The following is a 25,519-nucleotide window of genomic DNA, read 5'->3' as shown; positions in this document are numbered from 1 at the left end:
AAAAAAGAGGAACACCTAGGTGTTCCTCTTGAAACATTTTCATACACCATTTGATACGTTTATTATATCAAAGTATGTTCATATAACACAAATATATCTTATTCATACAATTTATGTTATATTACAAAACAATCTATTCATCTAATGAAAAATAATGTTAGCCATAGATTAGCGCTCTAAATTATAAACCGCACTTAATAATTGTTTTGTATACGGATGCTGCGCCTCTGCTAAGGCATCTCCATTCAGGCGTTCTACCACTTCCCCTTTATACATGACCACAACTTTGTGGCAGAATAAATGGACTAATGCCAAATCATGGCAAATAAATAGGTAGGTAATGCCTTTTTCTTTTTGTAACCGTACCAATAGCTCGATGATTGTATCTTGTACAGATACATCTAGAGCACTCGTGGCTTCATCGCAAACGATAATTTCTGGTTCTAATGCTAAGGCTCTAGCAATAGCCACACGTTGCCGTTGCCCGCCACTCATATTATTCGGATATCGGTCTGCAAAATCTTCTGGTAAATCTACCATTTTTAACAATTCTCTAGCTTTCGCATCTACATCTGCTTTGCTAATAAGATCAAAGTTACGCAATGGTTCACAAATGATGTCACGCACTTTCATCTTCGGATTGAAAGCGGCTGTTGGATCTTGGAATACCATTTGAATATGACGATAATTTTGGCGTTTTTCTTCACCTGTTAATTTCGTAATATCTTTACCTCGGAAAATAACAGAGCCAGATGTAGGCGCATGCATATTCATAATAGTCTTCACCAAGGTAGACTTACCGCACCCAGACTCACCTACAATGGCTAAGGTTTCTCCCCGTTCTACATCGATGGAGATTCCATTACAAGCACGCAAAGTAGAACCGTCAGCTAAAGGGAATTCTTTCACAATATCTTGAATTTGCATAATAATATCAGACATAGCGTTTCCCTCCGATTTCTGGCACTGCATTGAGTAATTGTTTCGTATACTCCGCTTGTGGATTACGAATCACTTCCTCAGCTGTTCCATATTCCACCACAGCCCCTTGCTTCATAACCACAATTTTATCAGACATATGAGCCGCCACACCGATATTATGAGTTACAATAATCATCGATGTTTTATTCTCACGATTAATACGTAATAATTCTTCTACAATTTGTGCTTGCGTCGTTACATCTAGGGCCGATGTCGGTTCATCACCTAGCAATAGTTTAGGAGAGAATGTAATTGCCATGGCAATACCTACCCGTTGACGCATACCGCCACTGAGTTCAAAGGGATAAGACTTCATAATTGCTTCAGGATGTGGCAAATTGGTGAGCGCCAACATTTCGATAGCTTTTGCCTCTGCCTCTTGTTTAGACATAGTGCTATGTAATTGAATGAACTCTACAAATTGCTTCCCGATTGTTTGAATTGGATTCATCATATTGCCACTATCTTGGAAAATCATAGCAATATGATTGCCTCGCAAATCCAACCAATCCTTTGTGGAAAACCCTAATAAGTCTTGTCCATCAAAGGTGATGCTTCCTTCAGACACACGACCTGTATTTGGCAATACACCTAACAGTGCACGGATGACCGTAGTCTTACCACTGCCGGACTCCCCTACAATGGAAACAATCTCCCCTTCTGCTAGGTCTAGGTTAACTCCTGCAATCGTAGGATTCGGATTATTTCCATAGGTAACTGCTAAATTTTTAATACTAAGTAACATATATATCCCTTCTGTATATTTCTTACCAATGCTACTGAAAGCGACTGCTACATACAACAAGGGGAGGCAAACCTGCCTCCCAATTGTTGCGGACATCTGCAAAGGATTATTTTGCTGGTTTAATATCTTTAGTCAACCAGTAGTAGTCTGTTGGATACATCACTACATTTGTTAACCATTTGTTATTAACAAGATTTGTTTTAGGGTAACCTAAGAACAATGCTGCACCATCATTCAATAAGATTTGTTGTGCTTCGATAATTAAGCTTTGACGTTTAGATTTATCGAATTCAACAGCTAATTGATCCATGATTGCATCGAATTTAGGATTGCTGTAACCAGAACCATTTTGTGGGTTATCACCATTCAAGTTAGTTTTCCAGTACCATTTCAAGAAGATTTCTGGGTCACCAGTGTTCGCTGTTACGATGTTGGAGATCAATAAGTCATAATCGCCATCAATACCCATTTTATCCATTAAGTTATAGTCAACAGTTTCGATGTTTACTTTAATACCGATTTTTTTCATGTCAGATTGAACAGCTTCTGCATAGATTGGAAGCTCTTGACGGCTGTTGTATACTACGAAGCGCACTTCTAAGTTTTTACCGTCTTTATCTACGTAACCGTCTCCATCAGTATCTTTCCAGCCAGCTTCTGCCAACAATTGTTTGGAACGATCAGGATTGTATGCATTAGGGTCTTTCAAACTATCAAAACCATAATCCAAGCTTGGTGGAATTGGTGCTTTACCAGGAATGAAAGTACCTTTTAACAATACTTCGTTGTAGGATTTACGATCCGTACCGCTGATGAAGGCAGCACGAACTTTTTCGTCACCTAATACACCTTTTTGGTTAATACGAGCTAATACAGTACGCAAAGAAGCGATTTCATCTACTTTGAATTTGCTGTCATTACGCAATGTTTCAAGGTCACCAGCGCCGATATTAACTGCTAAGTCTACGTCACCATTTTGTAATGCCAACGCACGAGTTGTAGGATCATCGATAGATGGAATTTCTACTGTTTTGAATGGAACTTCGCCATCCCAGTAATTTTCATTTGCTTCTACAACTGCTTTTTCTTTAGTAAAAGATTTCACTTTGTACGGGCCAGTACCGATAGGACCTTCTTTTGCAAAGTCACGACCAGCTTTTTCAGCAGACACATCTACGATAATGAATAATGGGTCAGCCAAGAAACCAGGCACATTTGGATACGGTTTATCTGTGGTGATGATCAAATTCTGACCTTCTGCTTTGATATCTGTGTATTTGAAGAATGTAGCAGCACGTTTATTTTTCTCGAAAGCACGCTCAATGGATTCTTTTACCGCTTCAGCAGTTACTTTATTGCCATTGGAGAATTTCGCTTTGTCGCTAATTTTGAAAGTCCAAGTCAATTTATCATTAGATACAGACCAGCTTTCCGCCAACCAAGGTTGCGCATTCATTTTTTCGTCGAATTTAGCTAATGTTTCGCCAATACCGTAACGCATAACTACCCAACCGAAGTAATTTTGTGTTGGCTCCAATGTATCTGCGAAGTTTGTAACACCAAATTTTACTACACTTTTGTCAGCTGGTGCCGCATTGTCGCTACCGCAACCTGCAATCACACCTAATGCCGCTACTGCCATAACACCAAATGTAGCATTACGAAGCCATTTTTTCCAACTTTGTTTCATGTTAAGTCCCTTTCTACAAAACTTACAACTAACACATTAATGTGAATCTGTACTACGTGGGTCTAAGATATCCCGTAGCGAATCGCCCCATAAATTGAAGATGGTAACCACAATGAAAATGGCCATCCCTGGATATAACATCAATTCTGGTGACGATAAAATATATTGACGGTTCTCATTGAGCATTAAGCCCCATTCTGGCGTCGGAGGCTGTGCCCCAAATCCCAAGAATGAAAGTCCCGCAATTTCCATCATCATAGACCCGATATCCATTGCCCCTGTAATGATAACCAAAGGCAATACATTCGGTAAAATGTGGCGCCATAAAATGGTCAATTGTTTCGTACCATTCACTCTAGCTGCCGCAATAAAGTCATTATGACGAAGTTTGATTACCGCAGATCGAATCAATCGTGCGTATTTCGCCCAGCTCACCACAACAAGAGCTAAGATCGCATTGATAGCACTACCACCCAAGATACCGGCAATGGCAATGGCCAATACCACCCCTGGGAAGGATAACATAATGTCCGTAAAGCGCATCAATACAAGTTCTACTTTACCTCCAAAGAAACCAGACAAAATCCCTACTACTGTACCAACAGTGGCTGTTAAGATAACAAGGATGATAGTCATGGACAAGGAAGTTTGTGTACCGTAAATGATACGGGAGAACGTGTCACGCCCCAATTTATCAGTGCCCATCAGATGATCTGCAGAGGGCTTTAAGAAAGCTTTTGACATATCTGCATGAAAGGCATCATGTGGTGTGATATAGGGAGCAAATATAGCAATTCCAACTACAATAGCCACTAAGAGGGAGTAGAAAGAAAAGCGCTTGTGTTGCAAAATAAATTCTTTCATCCTATCCCCTCGCTTTCAATCGTGGATCCAAAATAGAGTAGGACAGGTCTACCAAGAAGTTGATAGCTGTATAGATAAGGGCCACCCACAATACAAAGCCCTCAATGAGTGGATAATCGCGCATGGCAATGGCATAGACCGCCATTTTCCCCATCCCTGGCCAAGAAAATACGATTTCAATCACTGCAGCCCCTGCCAAGAGCCAACCAATACCTATACCCATAACCGTAATCAATGGTAATAAAGCATTTGGTAAGACATGTTTCCATAAAATTTGAGATTCACTCATGCCACGGGCTCTAGCACCCATCACATAGTCTTGATGCAATTCTTCGATAATCACAGTCCGCACTTGGCGCGTAAATTTTGCAGCCATGACGAAAGCTAATGTGATAGCTGGTAAAATCAAAGATTTAAAACTGATCACCGATGTAGCAATTGGCACCCAGTGCAATTTCAATCCGAAGATGTACAGCAGAATCATACCCAACCAGAAACTTGGCATCGATACATTCACAAAAGAAAAGAATCGAATGATAAAGTCTGGCAGTTTATTCGCTTTTACCGCCGAATAAATCCCCATGGGTATAGAAATAAGAACATTTAGCGTAAAGGCAGACACTGCTAATAAGGCTGTTCCGCCCAAGCCTTCTAATAATTTGTCGGTCACTGGTTTTTTCCCTGAATAGGAGGTTCCTAAATCACCTTGTACAGCGCCTGCTACCCAGCGCACATACTGTTCCATGAATGGACGATCTAAGCCCATTTCTTTTCGTGTAGCATCAATCATTTCCTGTGACACAATGGTGTCCCCTGCCTCCAACACCATCAAAGCTGGATCCCCAGGAGCAATGTAGGTCAAGCAAAATGTCAGAAATGTAACCCCTATTAAGGTGACTAGCAATTGTGACACCTTACTTAGTATAGTTTTCAATCATCCACATCCTTCCCTTAAAATTAGTGAGCATACATTGATGTAATTAATACATACCAAAAAAGAAAAGCCACCCTTTGGGTGGATCTACATTAAGTTAGCAAGGGCTATAGTTTAGACAATCTTGCTCCATCTTGCCCATAACCCTATACAACTTTTAGCAATATCTCCCCCAAAATATTCTTCCCTTATTTAAGGTATTCATAGTCAATATCTACGCCCAACTATATTATAGATATTACATAAATATGTTAATTTCTTTTATCAAAAAAGTCAAATGACTAATGTGAATATTGCAAGACATGGAATGCATGCTTGTTTGAAAGTGTACATTTCTAGGTATTTATCTGTGATTTATATCATTTTAAATCATTGCGTTTACACAAATTGAAAAATATCTATATAGTAATTTTATTCATTTTGTATAATATTCATGACTTTTAAAGATAGATATAAGAAACTTTCATAATTAACCTGAATCGTGACATAAGAAAACACACCCCAGGGAGCCCCCTTAGGTGTGTTCCATTTTACTATGCAATTAAAAGAAATCATTTTTCCAAAGCCAATAGCCTGCCAGGGCTGCAAAGCTTATACCAATACCAATCACATACTCAAAGCCATATTCCATATCAGCAAATGGCACCGGTACATTGATACCCCACAAGCTAAAGATGGCCGTTGGTACAGCTAACATAATTGTCATGGCTGCCAATAATTTCATAACTAAGTTTAAATTGTTAGAAATAATGGATGTAAAGGCATTCATCATATTCATCAAAATATTAGAATACATTTCAACCATTTCCACAGCCTGCTTGTTCTCAATGATCACATCTTCTAATAGATCTTCATCTTCTTCATAGATTTTCAACAAATATCGCACATCATCATGACGACGAATACGTAAAATCCGTTCCATTACCGTACCATTACCACGCAGTGCAGAGGTAAAATAGGTCATGGATTTTTGTAATTCCAATAATTGGAACAAATCTTTATTCCGTGTCGTATGTCGTAATGTTTTTTCAATGTCATCCGTACGGCGGTCGATTTGTTGTAAGTATCGCAAATATAGTACCGCTGTGCGATACATGATTTGGAACAGAAATCTTGTCTTTTTAAAAGTATAGAAGGTTGGCATTTGATTGCTCAAGAACGGATATAGCACCTCTGCTTCTTCTAAACAGATGGTAATAAAGAAATCTTCTGTCACAAAGACACCTAGTGGAACTGCATCATATACATCAGAACCACGCAGTACTGGAATGTTAATAACGACGAAAATGTATTCATCTTCAATTTCTACGTGAGACCGTTCTTCCGTATCCAAAGCTGCTTTCAGTACGTCCGTTGGAATCTGTGTCATCATATTGACGATAGCCAACTCATCGGGGTCTGGGTTCACCAAATTTATCCATGAACCTTTTGTAGCATCTTGTACAGTGGAATCTGTAAATAATTCCCCCTCTACGTGTTTGTGTACCGTTAACATGTGACACCTCCTTAACGTCTTAATAACCCTACCCTTTATCTTAATCAATCGAGGCCGATTCGTCAATTTTTTTATGATTTCTTGTGAAAGTTACTAACAACCTTTCACTATTTCCACTCAATCAATGTATAGGAGTAAATACGATACCCATGTACAACAAAAAAGACCTGGCCTAATACCAAGTCCTTTTTGCTGTATAGTTGTTATGTAGTGATATATGCCTTGTATGACTACAAGTAGGGAAGATATCACAATACCTCCTGCTACATAGTTGGGCGTACATGCTAGCAGGAGGCGTTATGTTATTTGCTGTAGAATATACGGATAGAGTTCAAGATACAAAGAATGGATACCCCTGTATCTGCAAAGATAGCTACCCACATATTAGCAAAACCAAATACACCTGCTACCATAACGATGATTTTTACAGCAATAGCGAAGAAAATATTTTGCCATGCAATAGACAAAGTACGATCCGCAATACTTAAGGAACGCCATACAGAATCTAGGTTAGAGTTCATGTACACCACGTCTGCTGCTTCGATGGCAGAATCTGCACCACTACCCATAGCACCACCTACATCAGCACCTGTCAATACAGGCGCATCGTTGATGCCATCACCTACGAACATAACAGAACCATGATCATTACGTAGAGACTGTACCACTTCTAATTTATCTTGTGGTAATAACTCAGCACGTACTCCTTGGATACCTACTTGTTGAGCAATATACTTTGCACTAGCTGCCACATCACCTGTAAGCATCACTGTTTGATATCCTTTGCCGTTCATGCGACGAATGGCTTCCTTAGAATCAGCTTTTAAAGCGTCAGCGATGATGATACGGCCTACGTATTGACCATCAACAGCTACGAATACTTCACTACCATACACATAATCAATCAATGGCGTTGCAATATTTTCTTTCGCCAACAAACGACCATTGCCGACTAATACAGTATGACCTTCTACGGTGCCTACCATGCCGTGACCGGAAATTTCTTTTACATCCTTGGCCGTAGTAAACTCTACCCCTCTACGTTGTACTTCTTCTACGATAGACATCGCAATTGGGTGTGTAGATACGGTTTCTAAGGCTGCTGCATATTGCAACACTTCGTTTTCTGTATAGCCACTAGCTACTTCTACTGTTTGTACGTTGAAAGTACCTGTTGTGATAGTACCAGTTTTATCAAATGCAATCGCTTTCACACGGCTCATAGCCTCGATTGCTTTACCACCTTTAAATAAGATACCTTGTCGAGAACCAGCACCAATACCAGAGAAGAATGCCAATGGCACAGATAATACTAAAGCGCATGGGCAAGATACTACTAAGAATGTTAAAGCTGTATAAATCCAATATTGCCATTCTCCTGTGAATAAAGGTGGTACCACGGCAACGATAATTGCCAATGCCACTACGATTGGCGTATATACACGAGAAAAACGAGTAATAAAACGATCAATCTTTGGTTTCGATGCTGCTGCATTTTCCACAGCATCTAGAATACGCATAACCATGGAATCTTTTAATTCATGCGTTACTTCTAAGACAATGCGACCATCTACATTGATGCAACCAGACATCACTTCAGTGCCTACCGTAGCACTCACAGGAACTGGTTCACCAGTTACCGCTGCTGTGTCGATACGTGTAGTCCCTTCTACAACACGACCATCCAATGGAATACGATCACCAGGACGAATTTCGATATGAGATCCGACTTGTACATCTTCTGGGTTCACCACCTGCACGCTGCCATCACAAGCGATTAAACGCACTTCTTCTGGGCGAAGATCCACTGCATCCATTACGGCATTACGACTGCGTTCTGTAGCACGTTCCTCAAAATAAATGCCCACTTGGAAGAACAACATAACCCCAACTGCCTCTGCATATTCACCAATGATTAACGCACCAATAGTAGCAATGGACATCAAGAAATTTTCATCGAACAGTTTACCTTTCATACCATTCTTAATTGCTGCCCATACAATGCGCCATCCTAGTATAACAAAAGTCACCACCATCAATGGAATCATATATTGCTCAGACACCCAATTGGTAAACTCTGCTACTACCATCACGATAGCGCCTATAATAATCCCCACTAAACTAGAATTATGCTCATGGTCATCCTCTGCTTGTTGTGCTTTTTTAGATGCACGCACAAATGGTACCACTACTACACCATCTTCCGTAGCATCACATACCGCTTGGATTTGTTCTTGCAAAGCATCCATATCTTCTACAGTAGATGTAATACGTAATTGCTGCGTACCAAGTGTAAATGTTGCTGCTGACACAGATTCTAGTTGATTTAATTTTGCTTCAATCACGCTAGCACAATTGGCACAATTCAAATTTTGTAGTTTAAAAATGCGTTCCATCGTATCTCCTTTATGAATTATAATATGTAACCTTACTACTTGTTTTAAAGTTTGTTTTAACACTGTTTTAACACTTGAGTGTTTGTTCATATTTTTATTATATCTATAAATTTCTATTTTGTCAACATATGATTGTATATTCATTTATATTTTTTTATCCTATTTTCATATTATCTCTATAATAAAAAGGCACCCTATTACTTAGAGTGCTAAAAATCGCTGTATCCGGATTCAAACCGCATCTTTATAACAATATGTTATCTTCGTGGTATTCCACAATGTATTCTTACAGACAATATAAGAAGTGTAATGCTGACAGCAAGAAGTCATGGTACCCAGGGTCAACCGCAACCTAAAGCTGAACAGTTTAGTAAGAATATGGGGTTTCGCTTCCAACCATGCATGTCTGACCGACCATAAACTAAAGGAACGGTAGAGTACCAAATGAAAATACTAGATGAATTACATGCCTACCAAGGGCAACTTAGCTTTGATGAGCTCAACGAAAATGTAGACAAAATTACATTATGTAGTAACCTTTCTATTTCAGGGTTATAGGACAAAATGAGTTGGTAGACTATGTCCCTACACGACAAAGAGGACTTAGCCTAATGGCCAAGTCCTCTTCGCTGTATAGTTATTATGTAGTGATATATGTCTTGCATAACTGCAAGAAGGGGAAGATATCACAATGCCTCCTGCTACATAGTTGGGCGTACATGCTAGCAGGAGGACTTATATTATTTACTGTAGAAAATACGGACAGAGTTAAAGATGCAAAGAATGGATACCCCTGTATCTGCAAAAACTGCCACCCACATATTTGCAAAGCCAAATACACCAGCCACCATAACAATAATTTTTACAGCAATAGCGAAGAAAATATTTTGCCATGCAATGGACAAGGTACGTTCTGCAATACTTAAGGAACGCCATACGGAATCTAGGTTGGAGTTTATGTATACTACATCTGCTGCTTCGATGGCAGAGTCTGCACCACTACCCATGGCACCGCCTACATCAGCACCTGTCAACACAGGAGCGTCATTGATACCATCACCTACGAACATGACAGAGCCATAGTCATTACGAAGAGATTGAACAACCTCCAGTTTATCTTGTGGTAATAACTCGGCACGCACACCTTGGATACCTACTTCTTGGGCAATATGGTTCGCACTGGATGCCACATCACCTGTGAGCATCACTGTATGATATCCTTTTCCATTCATGCGACGGATGGCCTCTTTAGAATCCTCTTTCACAGCATCGGCAATGACGATACGACCTACATATTGACCATCAATAGCTACGAACACTTCACTACCATATACATGTTCAATGGTTGGTGCCGTTACATGTTCTGTTTCTAATAAACGACCATTACCAACCAATACGGTATGCCCTTCTACAATGCCTACCATACCATGACCAGAGATTTCTTTTACATCCTTGGCCGTATTAAACTCTACTCCTCTACGCTGTACTTCTTCTACAATGGACATAGCAATCGGGTGTGTAGAACCAGCTTCTAGAGCCGCTGCATATTGCAACACTTCATTATCTGTATAAGTACCAGCTACTTCTACTGTTTGTACGTTGAAAGTACCTGTTGTGATAGTACCTGTTTTATCGAAGGCAATCGCTTTCACGCGACTCATAGCCTCGATCGCCTTGCCACCTTTGAACAAGATACCTTGTTTAGAACCAGCTCCGATACCGGAGAAGAATGCCAAAGGCACAGACAATACAAGAGCACATGGGCAAGATACTACTAAGAATGTTAACGCTGTATAAATCCAATATTGCCATTCTCCTGTGAATAGAGGAGGTACCACGGCAACGATAATCGCCAATGCCACTACGATTGGTGTATATACACGAGAGAAACGAGTAATGAAACGATCAATCTTTGGTTTCGATGCCGCTGCATGTTCCACAGCATCAAGAATGCGCATGACCATGGAATCTTTTAATTCATGCGTTACTTCTAAGACAATACGCCCATCCACATTGATGCACCCAGACATCACTTCTGTACCTGCGGTAGCGCTCACTGGAACTGGTTCACCCGTTACCGCTGCTGTATCGATACGCGTAGTACCTTCTACTATACGGCCATCCAATGGAATACGATCACCAGGACGAATTTCGATATGAGACCCGACTTGTACATCTTCTGGATTCACCACCTGCACGCTACCATCACAAACGATTAAACGTACTTCTTCTGGACGAAGATCCACTGCATCCATGACCGCATTACGACTGCGTTCTGTAGCACGTTCCTCAAAATAAATCCCTACTTGGAAGAACAACATAACCCAAACAGCCTCTACATATTCACCGATGATTAACGCACCAATAGTAGCAACAGACATCAAGAAGTTTTCATCGAATAATTTACCTTTCATGAAATTTTTAATTGCTGCCCATACAATGCGCCATCCTAGTATAGCAAAAGTTACCACCAACAATGGAATCATATATTGCTCAGGCACCCAGTTAGTAAACTCTGCTACCACTATCACGATAGCGCCTATAATAATCCCCAATAAACTAGAATTATGCTCATGGTCATCCTCTACTTGTTGTGCTTTTTTAGGTGCACGCACAAATGGTACCACTACTACGCCATCTTCCGTAGCATCGCACACCGCTTGGATTTGATCTCGTAACATATCTGTATCTTCTATACTAGAGGTAATGCGCAATTGCTGGGTGCCAAGCGTGAAAGTTGCTGCTGACACAGATTCTAGTTGATTTAATTTTGTTTCAATCACGCTAGCGCAATTGGCACAATTCAAATTTTGTAGTTTAAAAATGCGTTCCATCGTATCTCCTTATGAAATTATAATATGTAACCTTACTACTTACTTTACTGTTTGTTTTAACACTGCTTTAACACTTAAGTGTTTGTTTATATGTTATCGTCGTGCCAGTAAACCAACAGCGATTTTTTATTTGTTCCATTATCCCATAGATTTAATAGATTTTCAATATCACTTTACCCCTAATACTTTAGATATCTCTGCCTCTATATAAATGTTATCCCATTTCTTCTTGACTTTGCCCCTCTTATAAGATGTAATATAATGTTCTATTTAAAGACGAAACATTTTGGATGACACAAAAAGATATGGCGACGTTATTCGGAGTATCTTTATCTTCTGTCAGTCGCCATTTAAAAAATATCTTTGAATCCAACGAATTAGATGAATCAGTGGTTATTGCAGAAATTGCAATAACCACTAAACACGGAGCTTTAGCCCAGAAAACGCAAAGCTCAACAGTAAAACTGTACAACCTAGACGCCATCATAGCTGTTGGAAAGTATTTTCTGATTTTGACAGAATCATACACAAGCAAAACAAGTAATAGAGTAAATCAAAAACGAGAAAACCCCGTAAACACGTATGTTTACGGGGTTTGTTATTTGCTTAAATTATTCAGCTGTGATTGTTGCTACTGGGCAAACGGATTCGCAAGAACCGCAATCGATACAAGTATCGTTGATTTCGTATTTAACTTCGCCTTCAGAAATTGCTCCTACTGGACAAACAGAAGCACAAGAACCACATTTAATGCATGCATCACCAATAACGCGCATGAGACACCTCCATAAAAAAATAGAAATTCGCTAACTTTATGATTATCATTTAACTAAGGTACTTACCTTTTTTACATTCTCATTATTGCACGTTTTTTTAGTCTTGTCAAATACTTGTCTATACTTTTTGTATCCAATTTTTACAATTGATGTTGCATTTTTTGTATCGCTGAACCTATATATTGCTCTATTTGATAGATTTTATCATTTTTATTCAACCATATATATAAAAAATAACTATAGGTGCCGATATTCTCAATTATTACTTCTCAATATAGTTTTTGATAATAATTATATTATCAATTAGATATCTATGAACACAAACTAATTTTCATCCAGTTAGTGCAACTGATTCGATTCATATCCCATGACTCGTTGCTTAATCTTGTACATCCGTACCCGCTGGTAATCGATTTCATCATGACACACCAAAGTTGCCACATCAACCTGCAAAGTCTTGGCGATCAAATACAACACCTGCACAGATGTCCCTAAGGAACCTTTAGCACCTTCAATTTTTGCTAAATAACTTGGACTAATACCACATCGTTTAGATAACTCTTTTTGTGAAAGTCCCTGACAACGTCTAACCCAAGCAATTTTTCTGCCTAAACAAATACAAAACTCTTCATACTCTGGCATAGATTCCATTGATTGTAAATGCGTCCCCATCTCTATACACCTCATTTCAAAAGTATATAACCGAACTGCTCTACTCACATTATATATAGGCAAAATTCATAAATCAAGAGCATATCTGATACGATGGTTTTCTAAAATGCTGTTCTACAGTGATGAGAGGGATGCTCCTCAACTTTCATCAGTCCCTGTATACACAAAATTATCTAATAAGTGCAACAAAGTCTGCAGATCATATCTATGAATATCATCATATTCAATCTCTATCAAAAATGACACCAACTTTTTACTTTCTCTCTAGTCCTATCTGTCCAGACCGGAGAATCCTAGCCTCAGTTATAATGTTATCATCCCAAGTGGATTGAGAGGTAATCCCTTCATCGGTAATTCGTATTTCTTTCTGTATACGCTTCGATGGCTTGTCTTGTACTAATTCTTCATGGTATAGGCCTTCAAGGATAGTTACATCTGAAACTGACATAGAATTTCCTGAAACAAGTTCTTTGGGTATTTGTCCTATATCATGCATGCTAGATGGATCTTTACTTAATCGATGAGAAGATGTTATTTCTTTACTTTCATCATTTCCCATATACACAAAATCATCTAATAAGTGCAACAAGGTCTGCAAATCATATCTATGAATATCATCATATTCTACCTCCATCAAGTATCGATGCGTAAGATCCTCTTTCATAATCATATCGATGGTGAACCTTACATAGGGTCCATCCTGTGTAGGCTGTTCAAATCGATCCCAGCGAACCGCTGTCATATCTTCTCGAGATAGAAGGCCTCCTTCAGATACTGTGTGCTTTTTAAAGGTATGTGGATTTTTTTGACGCCAAATCTCCATGTACTCCGCATCTGTCATACCTTGGATAGGTTGGTCATACCAAGTAGTATTCCACTGTTCTTGAGATACTCCTTTCGGCGGCACATTATCTCTACGTGTAACCATCACAATCACATCTTTGTCTAGTTGCAACAGAACCCCTACTACATGCCCACTGTCTGTAGGTACAACCTTATCAATCCAAGTAAGACTTTGTACATCCCAAGGAATGGCAAAACGAAAATGCCCTTTCCGACTACTAATATACGTATGGTTCGGTATATTTTCTGTTTCCTCACCTTTTGCAAGTAGACTACTGTCTGTATAGTGATCCCCTACAGGAACGGGCATACCTGCTGGCATATCTACTGGCATTCCTTGCTGTTCTATGAATGCAACCTTAGGTTTTGCCTCTATATCTTCTGCCATACCTACAACACCTGTGAAAGTGGCCATCGCCATCCCACATATTACAGCTTTCCACCATATGTTTCCAACTAGTTTGCTTTTCATTCGTTGATTTCCTTTCTTATCTGCACCTCTATACATCCTATGTCAAGTTTTATACTCATCTAACGTTGACCTCATCTCAATATCTATATAGACCCCAATAGTTTTTGTCGTGTTATTGTATATGTACCAACTACATACCTAGTATACCATAGCTAAAAAGAGAACCCACTATTGTGAGTTCCCTTATATACTACTATAGAGTTGCTATATCTTACAGTTTATCCAATGCTTGTGCTAAGTCAGCAATGATATCCTCTACATTTTCAATACCGATGGATACACGTAATTGTTCTGGTTTTACACCTGCTGTCAATTGTTCCTCAGGGCTCAATTGGGCATGTGTTGTACTTGCTGGATGGATAACCAAGGATTTAGCATCCGCCACGTTTGCAAGGTTAGAGAAGATTTCAAGAGCATCAACGAATTTGATACCTTCTTCTTTACCACCTTTTACGCCAAATGTGAACACTGCGCCAACACCATTTGGGAAATATTTGTCAGCCAATGCTTTGTATGGGCTGTTTGGTAATTCAGGATAATTTACATAAGCAATTTTTGGATGGTTTACCAAGAAATCAACTACTTTACGAGTGTTTTCTACATGGCGTTCTACACGCAAGGACAATGTTTCAATACCTTGAATAATCAACCATGCTGCTAGAGGAGTAATGGCTGCCCCAGTGTCACGCAATAATTGAGCACGTACTTTTACAGTGAAAGGAATTGGAAGATCGCCGTATACTAAACCATTGTAATGTACGTCGCCTTCTACGAATCCAGGATAACGGTCGCTTGCTTTGTAGTCGAACTTGCCACTTTCCACGATGACACCCGCGATAGTTGTACCATGTCCTCCTAGGTATTTAGTAGCGGAGTGAACTACTACGTCTGCACCGTATTCAAATGGACGGAACAAATATGGAGTACCGAATGTATTATCCACAATGACGATGATACCATGAGCGTGAGCAATCTCAGCAATCGCTTCTAAATCTACCAAGTTAGCTCCTGGGTTACCAACGGATTCTACATATACAGCTTTTGTATTATCATCGATAGCTGCTTTGAACTCTTCTAAATTATCTGGGTTCACAAATTTTGTAGTGATACCGAAACGTGGCAATGTAGCGCTGAATAAGTTATACGTACCACCGTATAATGTGGACGCTGCCACAATATTGTCCCCAGCAGATGCTACGTTTTGGATAGCATAGGCAATCGCTGCAGAACCAGAGGCTACGGCGATGGCACCAGCACCACCTTCTAAAGCGGCTACACGGCCTTCCAATACGTCTTGTGTAGGGTTACCTAAACGAGTGTAGATAGGACCTGCATCAGTTAAAGCAAAACGTCCTGCTGCTTGTTCTGCATCTTTAAATACATACGATGTTGTTTGATAAATTGGCACCGCACGGGAACCTGTTGCGTCTACTGTATGACCTGCATGTAATTGTAATGTTTCAAATTTGTAATTGCTCATGTTAAACTCCTCATCATTCTTAAATCTTTACTATGTATTGACTAGGATTAAATGACCCAGTCTTGTATATATGCTTCTTCAATCGGTCTCGATTGTAATTCACTGACCTCATACGGTGTTTCTTGGTACACATAATAGTTTAACCAGTTTGAATAGAGTATGGTCGATGCAGATCGCCATCGAATGATGGGCTCTTTCGTCGGATCATCATTAGGGAAATAATTTTCTGGAATTTCAATCTCTAATCCTAACTTTCTATCCCTATCATACTCTTGGTATAAAGTATCTCGATCATATTCTGGATGTCCAAAGATAAACACATGTTTATTATCATAGGACCGGGCAATACCAACACCTGTCTTATCCGCGCGGGCTAGTACTTCTAACTGAGGGTGAGCGTTGATTTCACTTTCACTCACCGTCGTATGCCGTGAATGAGGCATATAGAAGAGTTCATCTAGGCCACGCATAAGCATGGGCTTACTGTTCTGCACTTCCTGTTCATATACACCGAATAACTTGGTAGGCAAATCTTCCTTGTGGATGCCGAAGTGCTTATAAATCCCAGCTTGGGCTCCCCAACAAATATAGAGAGTAGAACATACATGGGTTTTGCTCCATTCCATAATTTCTGAAAGCTCATCCCAGTAGTTCACTTCCTCAAAAGGCATTTGCTCTACCGGAGCGCCTGTTATAATCAAACCATCAAAGTATTGATCTTTGATTTCCTCGAAAGTTCTATAAAAGGTTTCCAAATATTCTTGACTTGTATGACTCGCTGTATAGGACGCCGTGTACAGAAAGGTAACCTTTGTTTGTAACGGTGTATTACTCAAAGCGCGAAGCAGTTGAATTTCCGTAGTCTCTTTCCGTGGCATCAAGTTCACAACCACAATGTGGAGTGGTCGAATATCTTGTGACTCTGCTCGTTCCGAATCCATGACGAATATATTCTCTTCTGAAAGTTTCCCTATGGCTGGTAATCCTTTCACTACTCGTATAGGCATTCAATCCACCTCTCTTTCCAGTAAAACCTATCGATTAACGATGAATTAAGTATACTAGGATGTCCATCATATGTCAACAATATACGTACATTTATCCTTATACAGGATACATATTATTATATATAGCAAAAAACTATAAGGAAAGTTATAAATACATATTTTCCCAATATTGCTTATATGTCATACATGCCCTTGAAATCCATCCTATTATATCAATATGTTACTTTTACACACTTTCAGAAAAATTAACTTGCTATTGAGTGGATTTTGATATATAATTTCATCAACATATATAGATGTCATTTTTCATTACTTGTAATAGCAATTTACAGCAAATGAGCTATATATCAACAGGCCTGTGATACTATAGAAACTATGATGCAAGTACGCCCCTTATACATCATCCATGACAATCATGTTAGGTAAAATTATATACAAGGAGGTAAACAATGAGTCACTCTTATATTAAACACTCATTATTGATGACAGCCTCTGACACCCAAGATGATTCCTACACCGACGAAGAACTGGTAGCCTTCATCCAATCTGGTTATTGTCATATGACTGTTATCTTATGTCAACGGTACGTACCTCTCATTACAAAATACGCGCATGTGCGCCAACTTCGTTCCATAGACAGTGATTTAGAATCTGCCTTATGGGAATGTTTCTTGCAGGCTATTAAAACCTATGATATAACTAGCAACATCCCTTTTGCTGGATTTGTAAAATCTCGTATACGCTTCACCCAGTGGAATCTATATCGAAAGAGTCTACGACAATGGACTCATGAAACGGTGTTAGCCCCACAAGAAGATGAAACAGATCCTCTAGTATCTATCCCATCCAGCCATGATACTGCAGAGGAAGCCATTCATCATTTAGAACTATTAGCATTGCACACAGCTCTATCAGAAATGGAGCCGGTGCATGCAAACCTATTACGGCAAGTCTTGCTAAAAGGCAAATCCATCAGCGAAATTGCTAATACCTATGGCATGAGTCGACAGGCTATGCATAAGAAATACAAACGAGCGCTCGCCTTACTAAAAGAGGCTTTAGAAACAGTTCAATAACATAACATTGAAAAGAAGTAAAACCTGAATCTCTTAAAGAGATTCAGGTTTTCTTATCATGCAGTACACTAATATATAACAATAGCCATCCTGCTATGTATCAGCAGGATGGCTACGGTAATCCTTGGTACTAAGTCTTATCACTATCATTTACATATACCCTTCTTGGTGTGGTTCTCAGCTGTCTAAAGGTCCTATCCTACCTTATCGTTTTAACCACTTTAATACCCAAAGGGTAATTCTAATAATTTTTAATGCTTTTTCAAGCTTTTCCATATTACGCCTCTAAAGCGATGGCATTATTTCGCACAACCCCTACCAAAGGATAGGCATATAGCTTGCCCAATGCATCGCCTACAGCTTTCACATCCTCATCCGTGGCACTTTCATTGACATAGGCAAAATTAGCCACTTTAAGATTATGTGCACCTTCACCTTTTTTAAATTGTAATTGTAATTTGGTTACCATTGTTGTTGTCATAGTCTAATCCTCCTTATTCTACCACTGTGGACTCTGTAGTCACTAATGCACCATGTTGAAAGTTACTCAATCGTTGATCTTTACGACCACGAAGTACATCTTTCTCCACCATCAGTTGACCTACTGTGTCAATTTCAGTTTTTGTAACACCTTCTTTAGGAAAAGCTACCACAATATTGACTTCTTCCTTAGATGTGTCTGTAAAGACCAAATGTAATTCTTTTTTCACTACTGTACTTGCTGCCATAATTTTCTCCTTTCTCAGTACCAAGTGCTTACACTTAGATACATTCAAAAAAGAAGACTTGTCAACCAAATTCATAATCTTATCGGAGTAAACAAAAAAGACTGTAATCAGAATGATAATTTTCATTCGATTACAGTCTTTTCTATATAACGCTTAGATTACGTTTACAATTCTATATTAACCTTGTAAACGGCTTAATACTGTTGCTAATTGAGCTTTTACAGCATCAAGTTCTGCACGTTGAGATTTGTTTTCTTCACGTAATGCGTTAATTTCACCTTTTTGTTCAAGGTTTTGCGCTTCTAATGCACCCATTTTATCTTGCAATACGTATGCGGAACTAATTGGACCTTGTCTGTATACATCAGCTACAGCTGTTTCGTCTGCTTTAGCTCCTACTTTCCAAGTAATACCAGCATTTGCCATCACTTGGCTACGGTTACCACCAATAGCAGCACCTGCATGGAACATCAAAGATTCATTTTTATAATGTGCCACACCTAATGCTAAGGAGTTTTGACCTTGGTAGTGACCTACGCCAGCCATGATTTGAGTTGGTTCTAATGGATCGTATTGGATAGGTTTCAATGCGGATAACGCAGCCGCTTGAGAACCAACACGGTTCACTTGACCTTGTAATTGGTTAGTAATTGCTTGCATATTGCCTGCTGCATCACGTAATTGGCTTACATTAACTGCATCAGTAGGGTCAGTACCTGCTGCCACATTAGTGATTTTGTTACCACCATTGTTCAAGCCAGCATTTGTTAAGGAAACTGCTCCTTTGCCTGCTCCTGCTGGAGTTAAGGTAATTCCATTACCATCAATCTTAGTTGTATTGTCACCAGCTTTGAATTCAGCACTAGTTAAACCAGTTAATGTAGGGTTAAGTTCATATGTGAAGGAAGAGCCAGCTTGAGTAAGTTTCAAGTTATTTCCAGCATTGAAAGTAACAACATCACCAGCTTTAACAGGTTGTGCTGCATCATTTCCAGTGACAACGCCAGTTCCAGTTTGACCGCCTTTTGCTTGCCATGCTGCATTATTAATAGCCTTCGCTACATCACCAACAGTGGCAATTTTGCCTTGATCAGCTTTAGGAACAGATACAGTACCTGCTTTTCCATCTTTGCCGTCTTTAGCGTTGACAGTAATTGTGCCAGTGTTAACTTGTAAACCTTTATCTCCTACAGTGATTGTTGTGCCATCAGCTTTTACTTTTAAACCTTTATCAGTAGTTTCTAAAGATTTGTCAGCTGCTTTAACTTTCACACCTGCAGTTGTTACTTCGATAGATTTATCAGCTGGTTTTACATCGATGTTGCCTGCCTTATCTTTTTCTAAACCTTTACCAGGTTTTACAGCAGAGTTAGCGATTTCATCTTTTATTTGTTTTACAAATGTAGGATTTACTTTAATACCCTTATCACTTACAGTGATCGTATCTCCATCTGCTTTAACAGTGATTTTGTTGTCCTTACCTACTTCTAGACCTTTACCTAAATTTACATCATATGTAACTGTAGATGTTTTACCATCTTCACTTTTTACAGTAGCTGTTGTACCAACACCATTTACGAAGTTTACAGTATCATATGGTTTTACAAGATCTACAGCCGTACCATTACCTTGTAAGTTCCAACCTGCATTTAGTACGTCACCTACAGTAGCTGCGTTATTTGGGTTAACCTCATTTTCACCAGTACCCATTGTTGGAGCTGCTTGAGATTTAGTAGCTTCACCTTTATCATCTTTATTTTTAGTTTCAGGTAAGTTGCTTGCAACATTAGTAATATGTTTATCAGCAGTAACAGTAACAGGTTTTTCTTCACCTGTTTTACCGATTGTTACATCTCCGCTCTCTTTTAAGGTAATAACAGTAGGTGCAGCACCTTTACCAGCGATAGAAGTAATACCTGTCAACTCTGGATTCAAGGAATATGTGAAGTTTGTACCATCTTGTTTAATTTCAAGATTATTACCAGCTTTAAGCGTTATTTTGTTGCCATCTTTAACTTCTTCAGTAGATGTAGTATTACCTTTTGCTTTTTTACCAGTACCTTCAACATCAGATGTAATGGAGAATCCAGAAGAATTAATATGTTTCTCTAATTCATCTTTAAGATCTTGTACATCATTTTTAACGCCAGTTAATTGATTTACGTTAACACCATCTGTACCTTCTGTACCTGCTTTAACATTTTTAATTTGATTACCACCATTGTCCAAGCCATCTTTTGTCAAGGAAACTGGTTTTTTATCCGCTGCTTTAGGAGTGATAGTCATACCATCTGCATTGATTACAGTTGTATCACCTGCATCATTTTTGAAAGATGCACTTGTTAAATCTTTCAATTCTGGATTTAAAGAATATGTGAACTCTTTACCAGCTTGTTTAAGTTTTAAGTTGTTTCCAGCTTTTAATGTTACAGTGTCACCAGCTTTTACAGCTTCTTTCGTTGTACCTTCAGCTTTGCCAGTTCCATCTTCACCACTTGTTGCATTCCAAGCTGCATTGTTGATAGCATCTGCTACATTACCGATAGTAGCAACTTTGCCTTTATCTGCTTCTTCAGGAACAGCTACTGTACCAGCTTTATCGCCTTCTGTTACATTAGTAATAGAACCAGTGTTAACTTGTAAGCCTTTATCTCCTACAGTGATTGTAGTGCCATCAGCTTTTACTTTTAAGCCTTCCTCAGTAGTTTCTAAGGATTTATCAGCTGGTTTAACTTTCACGCCTTCAGCTGTTACTTCGATAGATTTATCAGCTGGTTTTACCTTAATGTTACCATCTGTATCTTTTTCCAATCCATCGCTTGTTTTAACAGTGGATTTACCGAGTTCATCTTTTAATTGTTTTACGTTAACTGCATCAGTATCTTTTTCACCAGCTTTAACATTAGTGATTGTTTTATTGCCATTGTCTAAGCCATCTTTGGAAAGAACTACATCACCTGCAGTTACTTTACCATCTTTACCATCGATTGCTACAGGGTTATCTCCACCTACAGTAACAACACCATTTGGTCCAAAGGATACTTTACCAGCACCTTCACCTTCACCAGTGATAGATTTGATACCTTTTAACTCAGGTTGTAAGGAATATGTGAACTCTTTACCAGCTTGTTTAAGTTTTAAGTTATTACCAGCTTTTAACGTAACTTTGTCACCAGCTTTAACTTTTTCTTCTGTTGTGCCTTCTACTTCGCCAGAGTCTTCTTTATCACTTGTTGCTTTCCAAGCTGCATTGTTGATAGCATCTGCTACATTACCGATGGTAGCAATTTTGCCTTTATCTGCTTCAGGAACAGATACAGTACCAGCTTTGTCGCCTTCTGTTACATTAGTAATATTACCAGTGTTAACTTGTAAACCCTTGTCTCCTACAGTGATTGTAGTGCCGTCAGTTTTAACTTTTACACCATTTGCTGTTACACTAATGGATTTATCTGCAGGTTGTACTACGATTTTACCATCACTATTAGTCAAACCGTTGCCAATTTTTGGAGATGCATTGTTGATCATATCAGCTACGTTTTGAGCTGTTGTTAAGGCATTGCCTTTCGCTTCATCTTTAGGTTTTACTTGACCTGTAGCTGGATCTTTTTCAAGTTCAGCTGTAACAGGAGTGATTGTAATTGTGTTATTGGTAGCATCTGTTGTCAATACAGCTTTGTTAGCAGATACTACTTTTAATGTTTGGCTATCTAATAATACGTCAGCTTTAGATGTACCATCAGTTGTCGGTGCAGCTTGATCTACTGTATCACCAGCGATTTTTAAATTCACAGAGCGAAGTTGCGCTACGTTTACTGCATCAGTATCATCTGTACCTGCTGCTACATAATTAATTTGACGAGTCATGCGAGGCGTACCTACAGCCACAGCTGCTGTGGATGCAGTTAATGCATTACCTCGTAAACCAGCATATGTATTCATACGGTTTTCGTTAAGATCATAGCCTTTACGCGCTTCTGTATCTGCTACGGAGTAGGAACCTAAACCAACACCATTATCCACTGTAGCTTGTGCTTTTACACCGATAGCTACTGCATGGTCAGCAGTAGATTTAGCTTGTGTACCGATGGCTACAGAATTTTCATTTGTTGCATTTGCATCAGTACCGATGGCAATAGATTTTTTACCTTCTGCCACAGCGCGTGTACCAATAGCTAACGCAGATTCTTTTGCACTTTTATAAGCCGCTTCTAATGTTGCCTTAGCTGTATTTAACTTAGTTTCTTCTGCTGTTGCAGCAGCTGTTGTATCTGTTACTTTTTGTTTTAAAGCTTCATCATTTGTATTTTCTGCAATCAAATCTTGAGCACGTTTAATCAAACGTGTTACATCCGCTGTAGTTGTACTAGCTGCATTTTCATCAAGTGCCGCTATTTTTTTCAACGCAGCCAATTGAGCTGTTACAACTGGTTTAGCACTATCATAGTTATTATTGGACTCTATTTTTCCAAAAAACTCATCTTGTAGAGCTGCATTATCTACACCTAATGTTTGAAGTAATTGCTTTTCTTCATTAGTTAATGTATATAAAGAAATCCCAAAGTCACGAGCATCACTAGCCAAACGTTTTTGAGTTGCTTTACTGTCGCTTTCTGCTGTTAACTTCGCATCTTGAGCTGTAATATAAGTACTATACGCTGTATTATACGTATCCAACGCTGTAGATACAGTGGTTGCTAAGTCTGCATTACCACCTGCTACAGAGTCATTACCAAAGGCAAAACCATGTGTACCCATAGCACGAGCTGTTGTACCTAAGGCAATCGCACCTTGTCCTGTAGCAAAGGCATTTTCCCCAGCTTTGCCGTCCGCTTTGCCGCCATTACCAATTGCAATGGCTTGTGCTCCATAAGACGTAGCAGCACGACCGATAGCCATTCCACCTGCTGTAAAGGCACGAGCTCGGTCACCTACAGCAACGCCAGACGTTTCTGCTACATGAGATCCAAAACCTACCGCTACTGCACGACCAGCACTAGTCCCAGTACCAGACTCTGTACCTACAATCGTATCGCTTGCTGCTCGCGTAGTTGCATTATTACCTACTGCTGTAGCAAATGGATTATAAGTAGCTGATGTAGTACCTACTGCCGTAGAGTAAGCCCCACTTGCTCTAGAAATATTACCAATGGCAGCTGCACCTATTTCATAGGCTTTTGCAATTGGACCTACCGCTGTTGCCGCACCTTGTTGACCTGTTGTTTCCGCTTGGTAACCTACAGCTACGGATTGAGTGAAATTCGTACGAGCTTCTGGACCAATGGCTACAGATTCTTTATAATCACTTTTTGCATTTCTACCGATAGCAATCGCACCAGTACCCGATTGGAATGTCACGCCACCATGGTCACGTAACGAGGATGCATTTGTACCAATAACAACCGTATCAGTATAGGACGCATAGGCATTCCTACCAATAGCCACTGTATTTGCTGTATGCTTTTCTTGATCTGCTTCTGGGATAACTGATTCACTGACACCGGCTAAGCTAGATTTACCAATCGCCACACCAGCTTTGGCATTAGTCACTGCTAAATTACCTACAGCAATAGACCCTTCTTGTACAGCCTTACTATTGGTGCCAAATGCAGTACCTTCACCTGTACCTGCCACATTATCTACAGCAAATGTAGTGGTCATACCAGCCACGCTAAACGCCGTCACACCTAAAATAGCAGCCATAGCAGCTAAACGATTTACTTTTTGTTGACTTTGTGCATGTGCTGCATTTGTTCGAACAATTTCATTACGTTTTTTCATGATTCTTCTTTTCCTTAAAGTTTGAAACCCATATTGACTTACTATACTACACGATTAAGATGACATATGCGTGAACAAAATACCCTTGATATGTGCCAAATTTAAATGAAAAATTTTTTTTCATAACCTGTTACTCAGTTGCACTATAATTCATATAATTTCACTATGGCATCTTATCTGTTGCCTCAATTATACTGTTCTCACTTATAGATGTCAAATGCATTCTTCATAAACTTTCATAAAAAAACTATAACCCCTAATAGTTAAAAACTCTTTAATAATAGCCATTCTTTATAAATACTTTATATATAGTATATTATATATCTTCATATCACTTCTTGATAATTGCCGACATGTCTAATAGGTACACCCTATAAGTGGTAACACTTTATTATTATTTTACTTATTCCTATTTTTTTGATATACTATCTACGTCGATGAGATATTCGACAGGAACTATGAACCTCATATGTTCCAGCCTTTCAAACTACTTACATATGTGATAACGGTGACTTCCCATACACACCTACAGTTATCACAAAGAAGCCACCTGCTCGTCCCCATACGAGTTAGGTGGCTTTCACCTTTATAGGCATGTCTTATAATATTATGCTTACTAAAACTTGTGATAATACCATGTATCTTATATGCGGCGTATCATCAATCTACCAATACTCGTGCAATATTTCTAATACGAATACATGCTATAATTAAGACTAGCTATATCATAACAATTTGATGATAT

Annotated in this window: 17 protein-coding genes; 1 reads left to right on the top strand and 16 read right to left on the bottom strand. The window is 39.1% G+C overall.

Translation table 11 applies throughout. The annotated features are described in order from the left end of the window. Window positions 1–168 precede the first annotated feature (168 nt). The 13 genes from HMPREF9200_RS03765 to metA form a co-directional block, all read right to left on the bottom strand. Window positions 169–942 carry an ABC transporter ATP-binding protein gene (locus HMPREF9200_RS03765; RefSeq protein WP_009353464.1) on the bottom strand — a complete coding sequence of 258 codons (774 nt, stop codon included), beginning with the start codon at window positions 940–942 and terminating at the stop codon, window positions 169–171. Beyond that, a complete protein-coding gene (locus HMPREF9200_RS03760) occupies window positions 935–1,726 on the bottom strand; it encodes an ABC transporter ATP-binding protein (protein WP_009353461.1) in 792 nt (263 codons plus the stop codon). Before HMPREF9200_RS03760 ends, HMPREF9200_RS03765 begins: the two co-directional genes overlap by 8 nt. Before the next feature lie 106 nt (window positions 1,727–1,832). Beyond that, entirely contained in the window at window positions 1,833–3,416 is a 1,584-nt protein-coding gene (locus HMPREF9200_RS03755; RefSeq protein ID WP_009353491.1) for an ABC transporter substrate-binding protein, read from the bottom strand. A 36-nt stretch (window positions 3,417–3,452) separates the two neighbouring features. Then, the gene (gene nikC, locus HMPREF9200_RS03750) at window positions 3,453–4,280 is read right to left on the bottom strand and encodes a nickel transporter permease (protein ID WP_009353473.1); all 828 of its coding nucleotides are present in this window, start codon (window positions 4,278–4,280) and stop codon (window positions 3,453–3,455) included. A gap of 1 nt (window position 4,281) precedes the next feature. Next, a complete protein-coding gene (nikB, locus tag HMPREF9200_RS03745) occupies window positions 4,282–5,214 on the bottom strand; it encodes a nickel ABC transporter permease (RefSeq protein ID WP_009353476.1) in 933 nt (310 codons plus the stop codon). 541 nt (window positions 5,215–5,755) lie between these two features. Continuing rightward, window positions 5,756–6,709, bottom strand: a complete 954-nt coding sequence (locus tag HMPREF9200_RS03740; protein ID WP_009353462.1) for a magnesium transporter CorA family protein — start codon at window positions 6,707–6,709, stop codon at window positions 5,756–5,758. A gap of 302 nt (window positions 6,710–7,011) precedes the next feature. Then, window positions 7,012–9,105, bottom strand: a complete 2,094-nt coding sequence (locus HMPREF9200_RS03735) for a heavy metal translocating P-type ATPase (protein WP_009353490.1) — start codon at window positions 9,103–9,105, stop codon at window positions 7,012–7,014. A gap of 740 nt (window positions 9,106–9,845) precedes the next feature. After that, complete coding sequence (locus HMPREF9200_RS03730) at window positions 9,846–11,939, bottom strand: heavy metal translocating P-type ATPase (protein ID WP_009353479.1); 2,094 nt, start codon at window positions 11,937–11,939, stop codon at window positions 9,846–9,848. 611 nt (window positions 11,940–12,550) lie between these two features. Then, window positions 12,551–12,715 (bottom strand): 4Fe-4S binding protein, encoded by a 165-nt coding sequence (locus HMPREF9200_RS03725; RefSeq protein ID WP_009353470.1) that lies wholly within the window; start codon window positions 12,713–12,715, stop codon window positions 12,551–12,553. Window positions 12,716–13,054: 339 nt separating this feature from the next. Beyond that, window positions 13,055–13,387 carry a helix-turn-helix domain-containing protein gene (locus tag HMPREF9200_RS03720; RefSeq protein ID WP_009353482.1) on the bottom strand — a complete coding sequence of 111 codons (333 nt, stop codon included), beginning with the start codon at window positions 13,385–13,387 and terminating at the stop codon, window positions 13,055–13,057. Between the two features lie 253 nt (window positions 13,388–13,640). Continuing rightward, the gene (locus tag HMPREF9200_RS03715) at window positions 13,641–14,702 is read right to left on the bottom strand and encodes a hypothetical protein (protein WP_141558188.1); all 1,062 of its coding nucleotides are present in this window, start codon (window positions 14,700–14,702) and stop codon (window positions 13,641–13,643) included. Between the two features lie 211 nt (window positions 14,703–14,913). Then, window positions 14,914–16,182 carry an O-acetylhomoserine aminocarboxypropyltransferase/cysteine synthase family protein gene (locus HMPREF9200_RS03710; protein ID WP_009353494.1) on the bottom strand — a complete coding sequence of 423 codons (1,269 nt, stop codon included), beginning with the start codon at window positions 16,180–16,182 and terminating at the stop codon, window positions 14,914–14,916. 47 nt (window positions 16,183–16,229) lie between these two features. After that, window positions 16,230–17,189, bottom strand: coding sequence for a homoserine O-succinyltransferase (metA, locus tag HMPREF9200_RS03705; RefSeq protein WP_009353481.1), 960 nt, complete (start codon window positions 17,187–17,189; stop codon window positions 16,230–16,232). A 449-nt stretch (window positions 17,190–17,638) separates the two neighbouring features. Between metA and HMPREF9200_RS03700 the strand changes: the two genes are divergently transcribed. Beyond that, entirely contained in the window at window positions 17,639–18,265 is a 627-nt protein-coding gene (locus tag HMPREF9200_RS03700; RefSeq protein WP_009353463.1) for an RNA polymerase sigma factor, read from the top strand. Between the two features lie 277 nt (window positions 18,266–18,542). On the opposite strand, the gene HMPREF9200_RS03695 is transcribed toward HMPREF9200_RS03700, so the two are convergent. The 3 genes from HMPREF9200_RS03695 to HMPREF9200_RS03685 all read right to left on the bottom strand — a co-directional run bounded on the left by HMPREF9200_RS03695 (window position 18,543) and on the right by HMPREF9200_RS03685 (window position 24,774). After that, window positions 18,543–18,746, bottom strand: a complete 204-nt coding sequence (locus tag HMPREF9200_RS03695; protein ID WP_009353480.1) for a DUF1659 domain-containing protein — start codon at window positions 18,744–18,746, stop codon at window positions 18,543–18,545. A gap of 13 nt (window positions 18,747–18,759) precedes the next feature. Next, complete coding sequence (locus HMPREF9200_RS03690) at window positions 18,760–18,993, bottom strand: DUF2922 family protein (RefSeq protein ID WP_009353472.1); 234 nt, start codon at window positions 18,991–18,993, stop codon at window positions 18,760–18,762. Window positions 18,994–19,170: 177 nt separating this feature from the next. Beyond that, complete coding sequence (locus HMPREF9200_RS03685; RefSeq protein WP_009353466.1) at window positions 19,171–24,774, bottom strand: autotransporter adhesin; 5,604 nt, start codon at window positions 24,772–24,774, stop codon at window positions 19,171–19,173. Window positions 24,775–25,519 lie beyond the last annotated feature (745 nt).

This window comes from Veillonella sp. oral taxon 780 str. F0422, from assembly GCF_000221605.1.
GTDB lineage: Bacteria > Bacillota > Negativicutes > Veillonellales > Veillonellaceae > F0422.
Note: the sequence above shows the minus strand (reverse complement) of the source record. Positions and strands in the feature narration are given on the sequence as shown.

Coding starts and splice junctions, on each gene's coding strand:
- HMPREF9200_RS03765 (WP_009353464.1), bottom strand. CDS start 942: ATGTCTGATATTATTATGCAAATTCAAGATATTGTGAAAGAATTCCCT.
- HMPREF9200_RS03760 (WP_009353461.1), bottom strand. CDS start 1,726: ATGTTACTTAGTATTAAAAATTTAGCAGTTACCTATGGAAATAATCCG.
- HMPREF9200_RS03755 (WP_009353491.1), bottom strand. CDS start 3,416: ATGAAACAAAGTTGGAAAAAATGGCTTCGTAATGCTACATTTGGTGTT.
- nikC (WP_009353473.1), bottom strand. CDS start 4,280: ATGAAAGAATTTATTTTGCAACACAAGCGCTTTTCTTTCTACTCCCTC.
- HMPREF9200_RS03740 (WP_009353462.1), bottom strand. CDS start 6,709: ATGTTAACGGTACACAAACACGTAGAGGGGGAATTATTTACAGATTCC.
- HMPREF9200_RS03735 (WP_009353490.1), bottom strand. CDS start 9,105: ATGGAACGCATTTTTAAACTACAAAATTTGAATTGTGCCAATTGTGCT.
- HMPREF9200_RS03730 (WP_009353479.1), bottom strand. CDS start 11,939: ATGGAACGCATTTTTAAACTACAAAATTTGAATTGTGCCAATTGCGCT.
- HMPREF9200_RS03725 (WP_009353470.1), bottom strand. CDS start 12,715: ATGCGCGTTATTGGTGATGCATGCATTAAATGTGGTTCTTGTGCTTCT.
- HMPREF9200_RS03720 (WP_009353482.1), bottom strand. CDS start 13,387: ATGGGGACGCATTTACAATCAATGGAATCTATGCCAGAGTATGAAGAG.
- HMPREF9200_RS03715 (WP_141558188.1), bottom strand. CDS start 14,702: ATGAAAAGCAAACTAGTTGGAAACATATGGTGGAAAGCTGTAATATGT.
- HMPREF9200_RS03710 (WP_009353494.1), bottom strand. CDS start 16,182: ATGAGCAATTACAAATTTGAAACATTACAATTACATGCAGGTCATACA.
- metA (WP_009353481.1), bottom strand. CDS start 17,189: ATGCCTATACGAGTAGTGAAAGGATTACCAGCCATAGGGAAACTTTCA.
- HMPREF9200_RS03700 (WP_009353463.1), top strand. CDS start 17,639: ATGAGTCACTCTTATATTAAACACTCATTATTGATGACAGCCTCTGAC.
- HMPREF9200_RS03695 (WP_009353480.1), bottom strand. CDS start 18,746: ATGACAACAACAATGGTAACCAAATTACAATTACAATTTAAAAAAGGT.
- HMPREF9200_RS03690 (WP_009353472.1), bottom strand. CDS start 18,993: ATGGCAGCAAGTACAGTAGTGAAAAAAGAATTACATTTGGTCTTTACA.
- HMPREF9200_RS03685 (WP_009353466.1), bottom strand. CDS start 24,774: ATGAAAAAACGTAATGAAATTGTTCGAACAAATGCAGCACATGCACAA.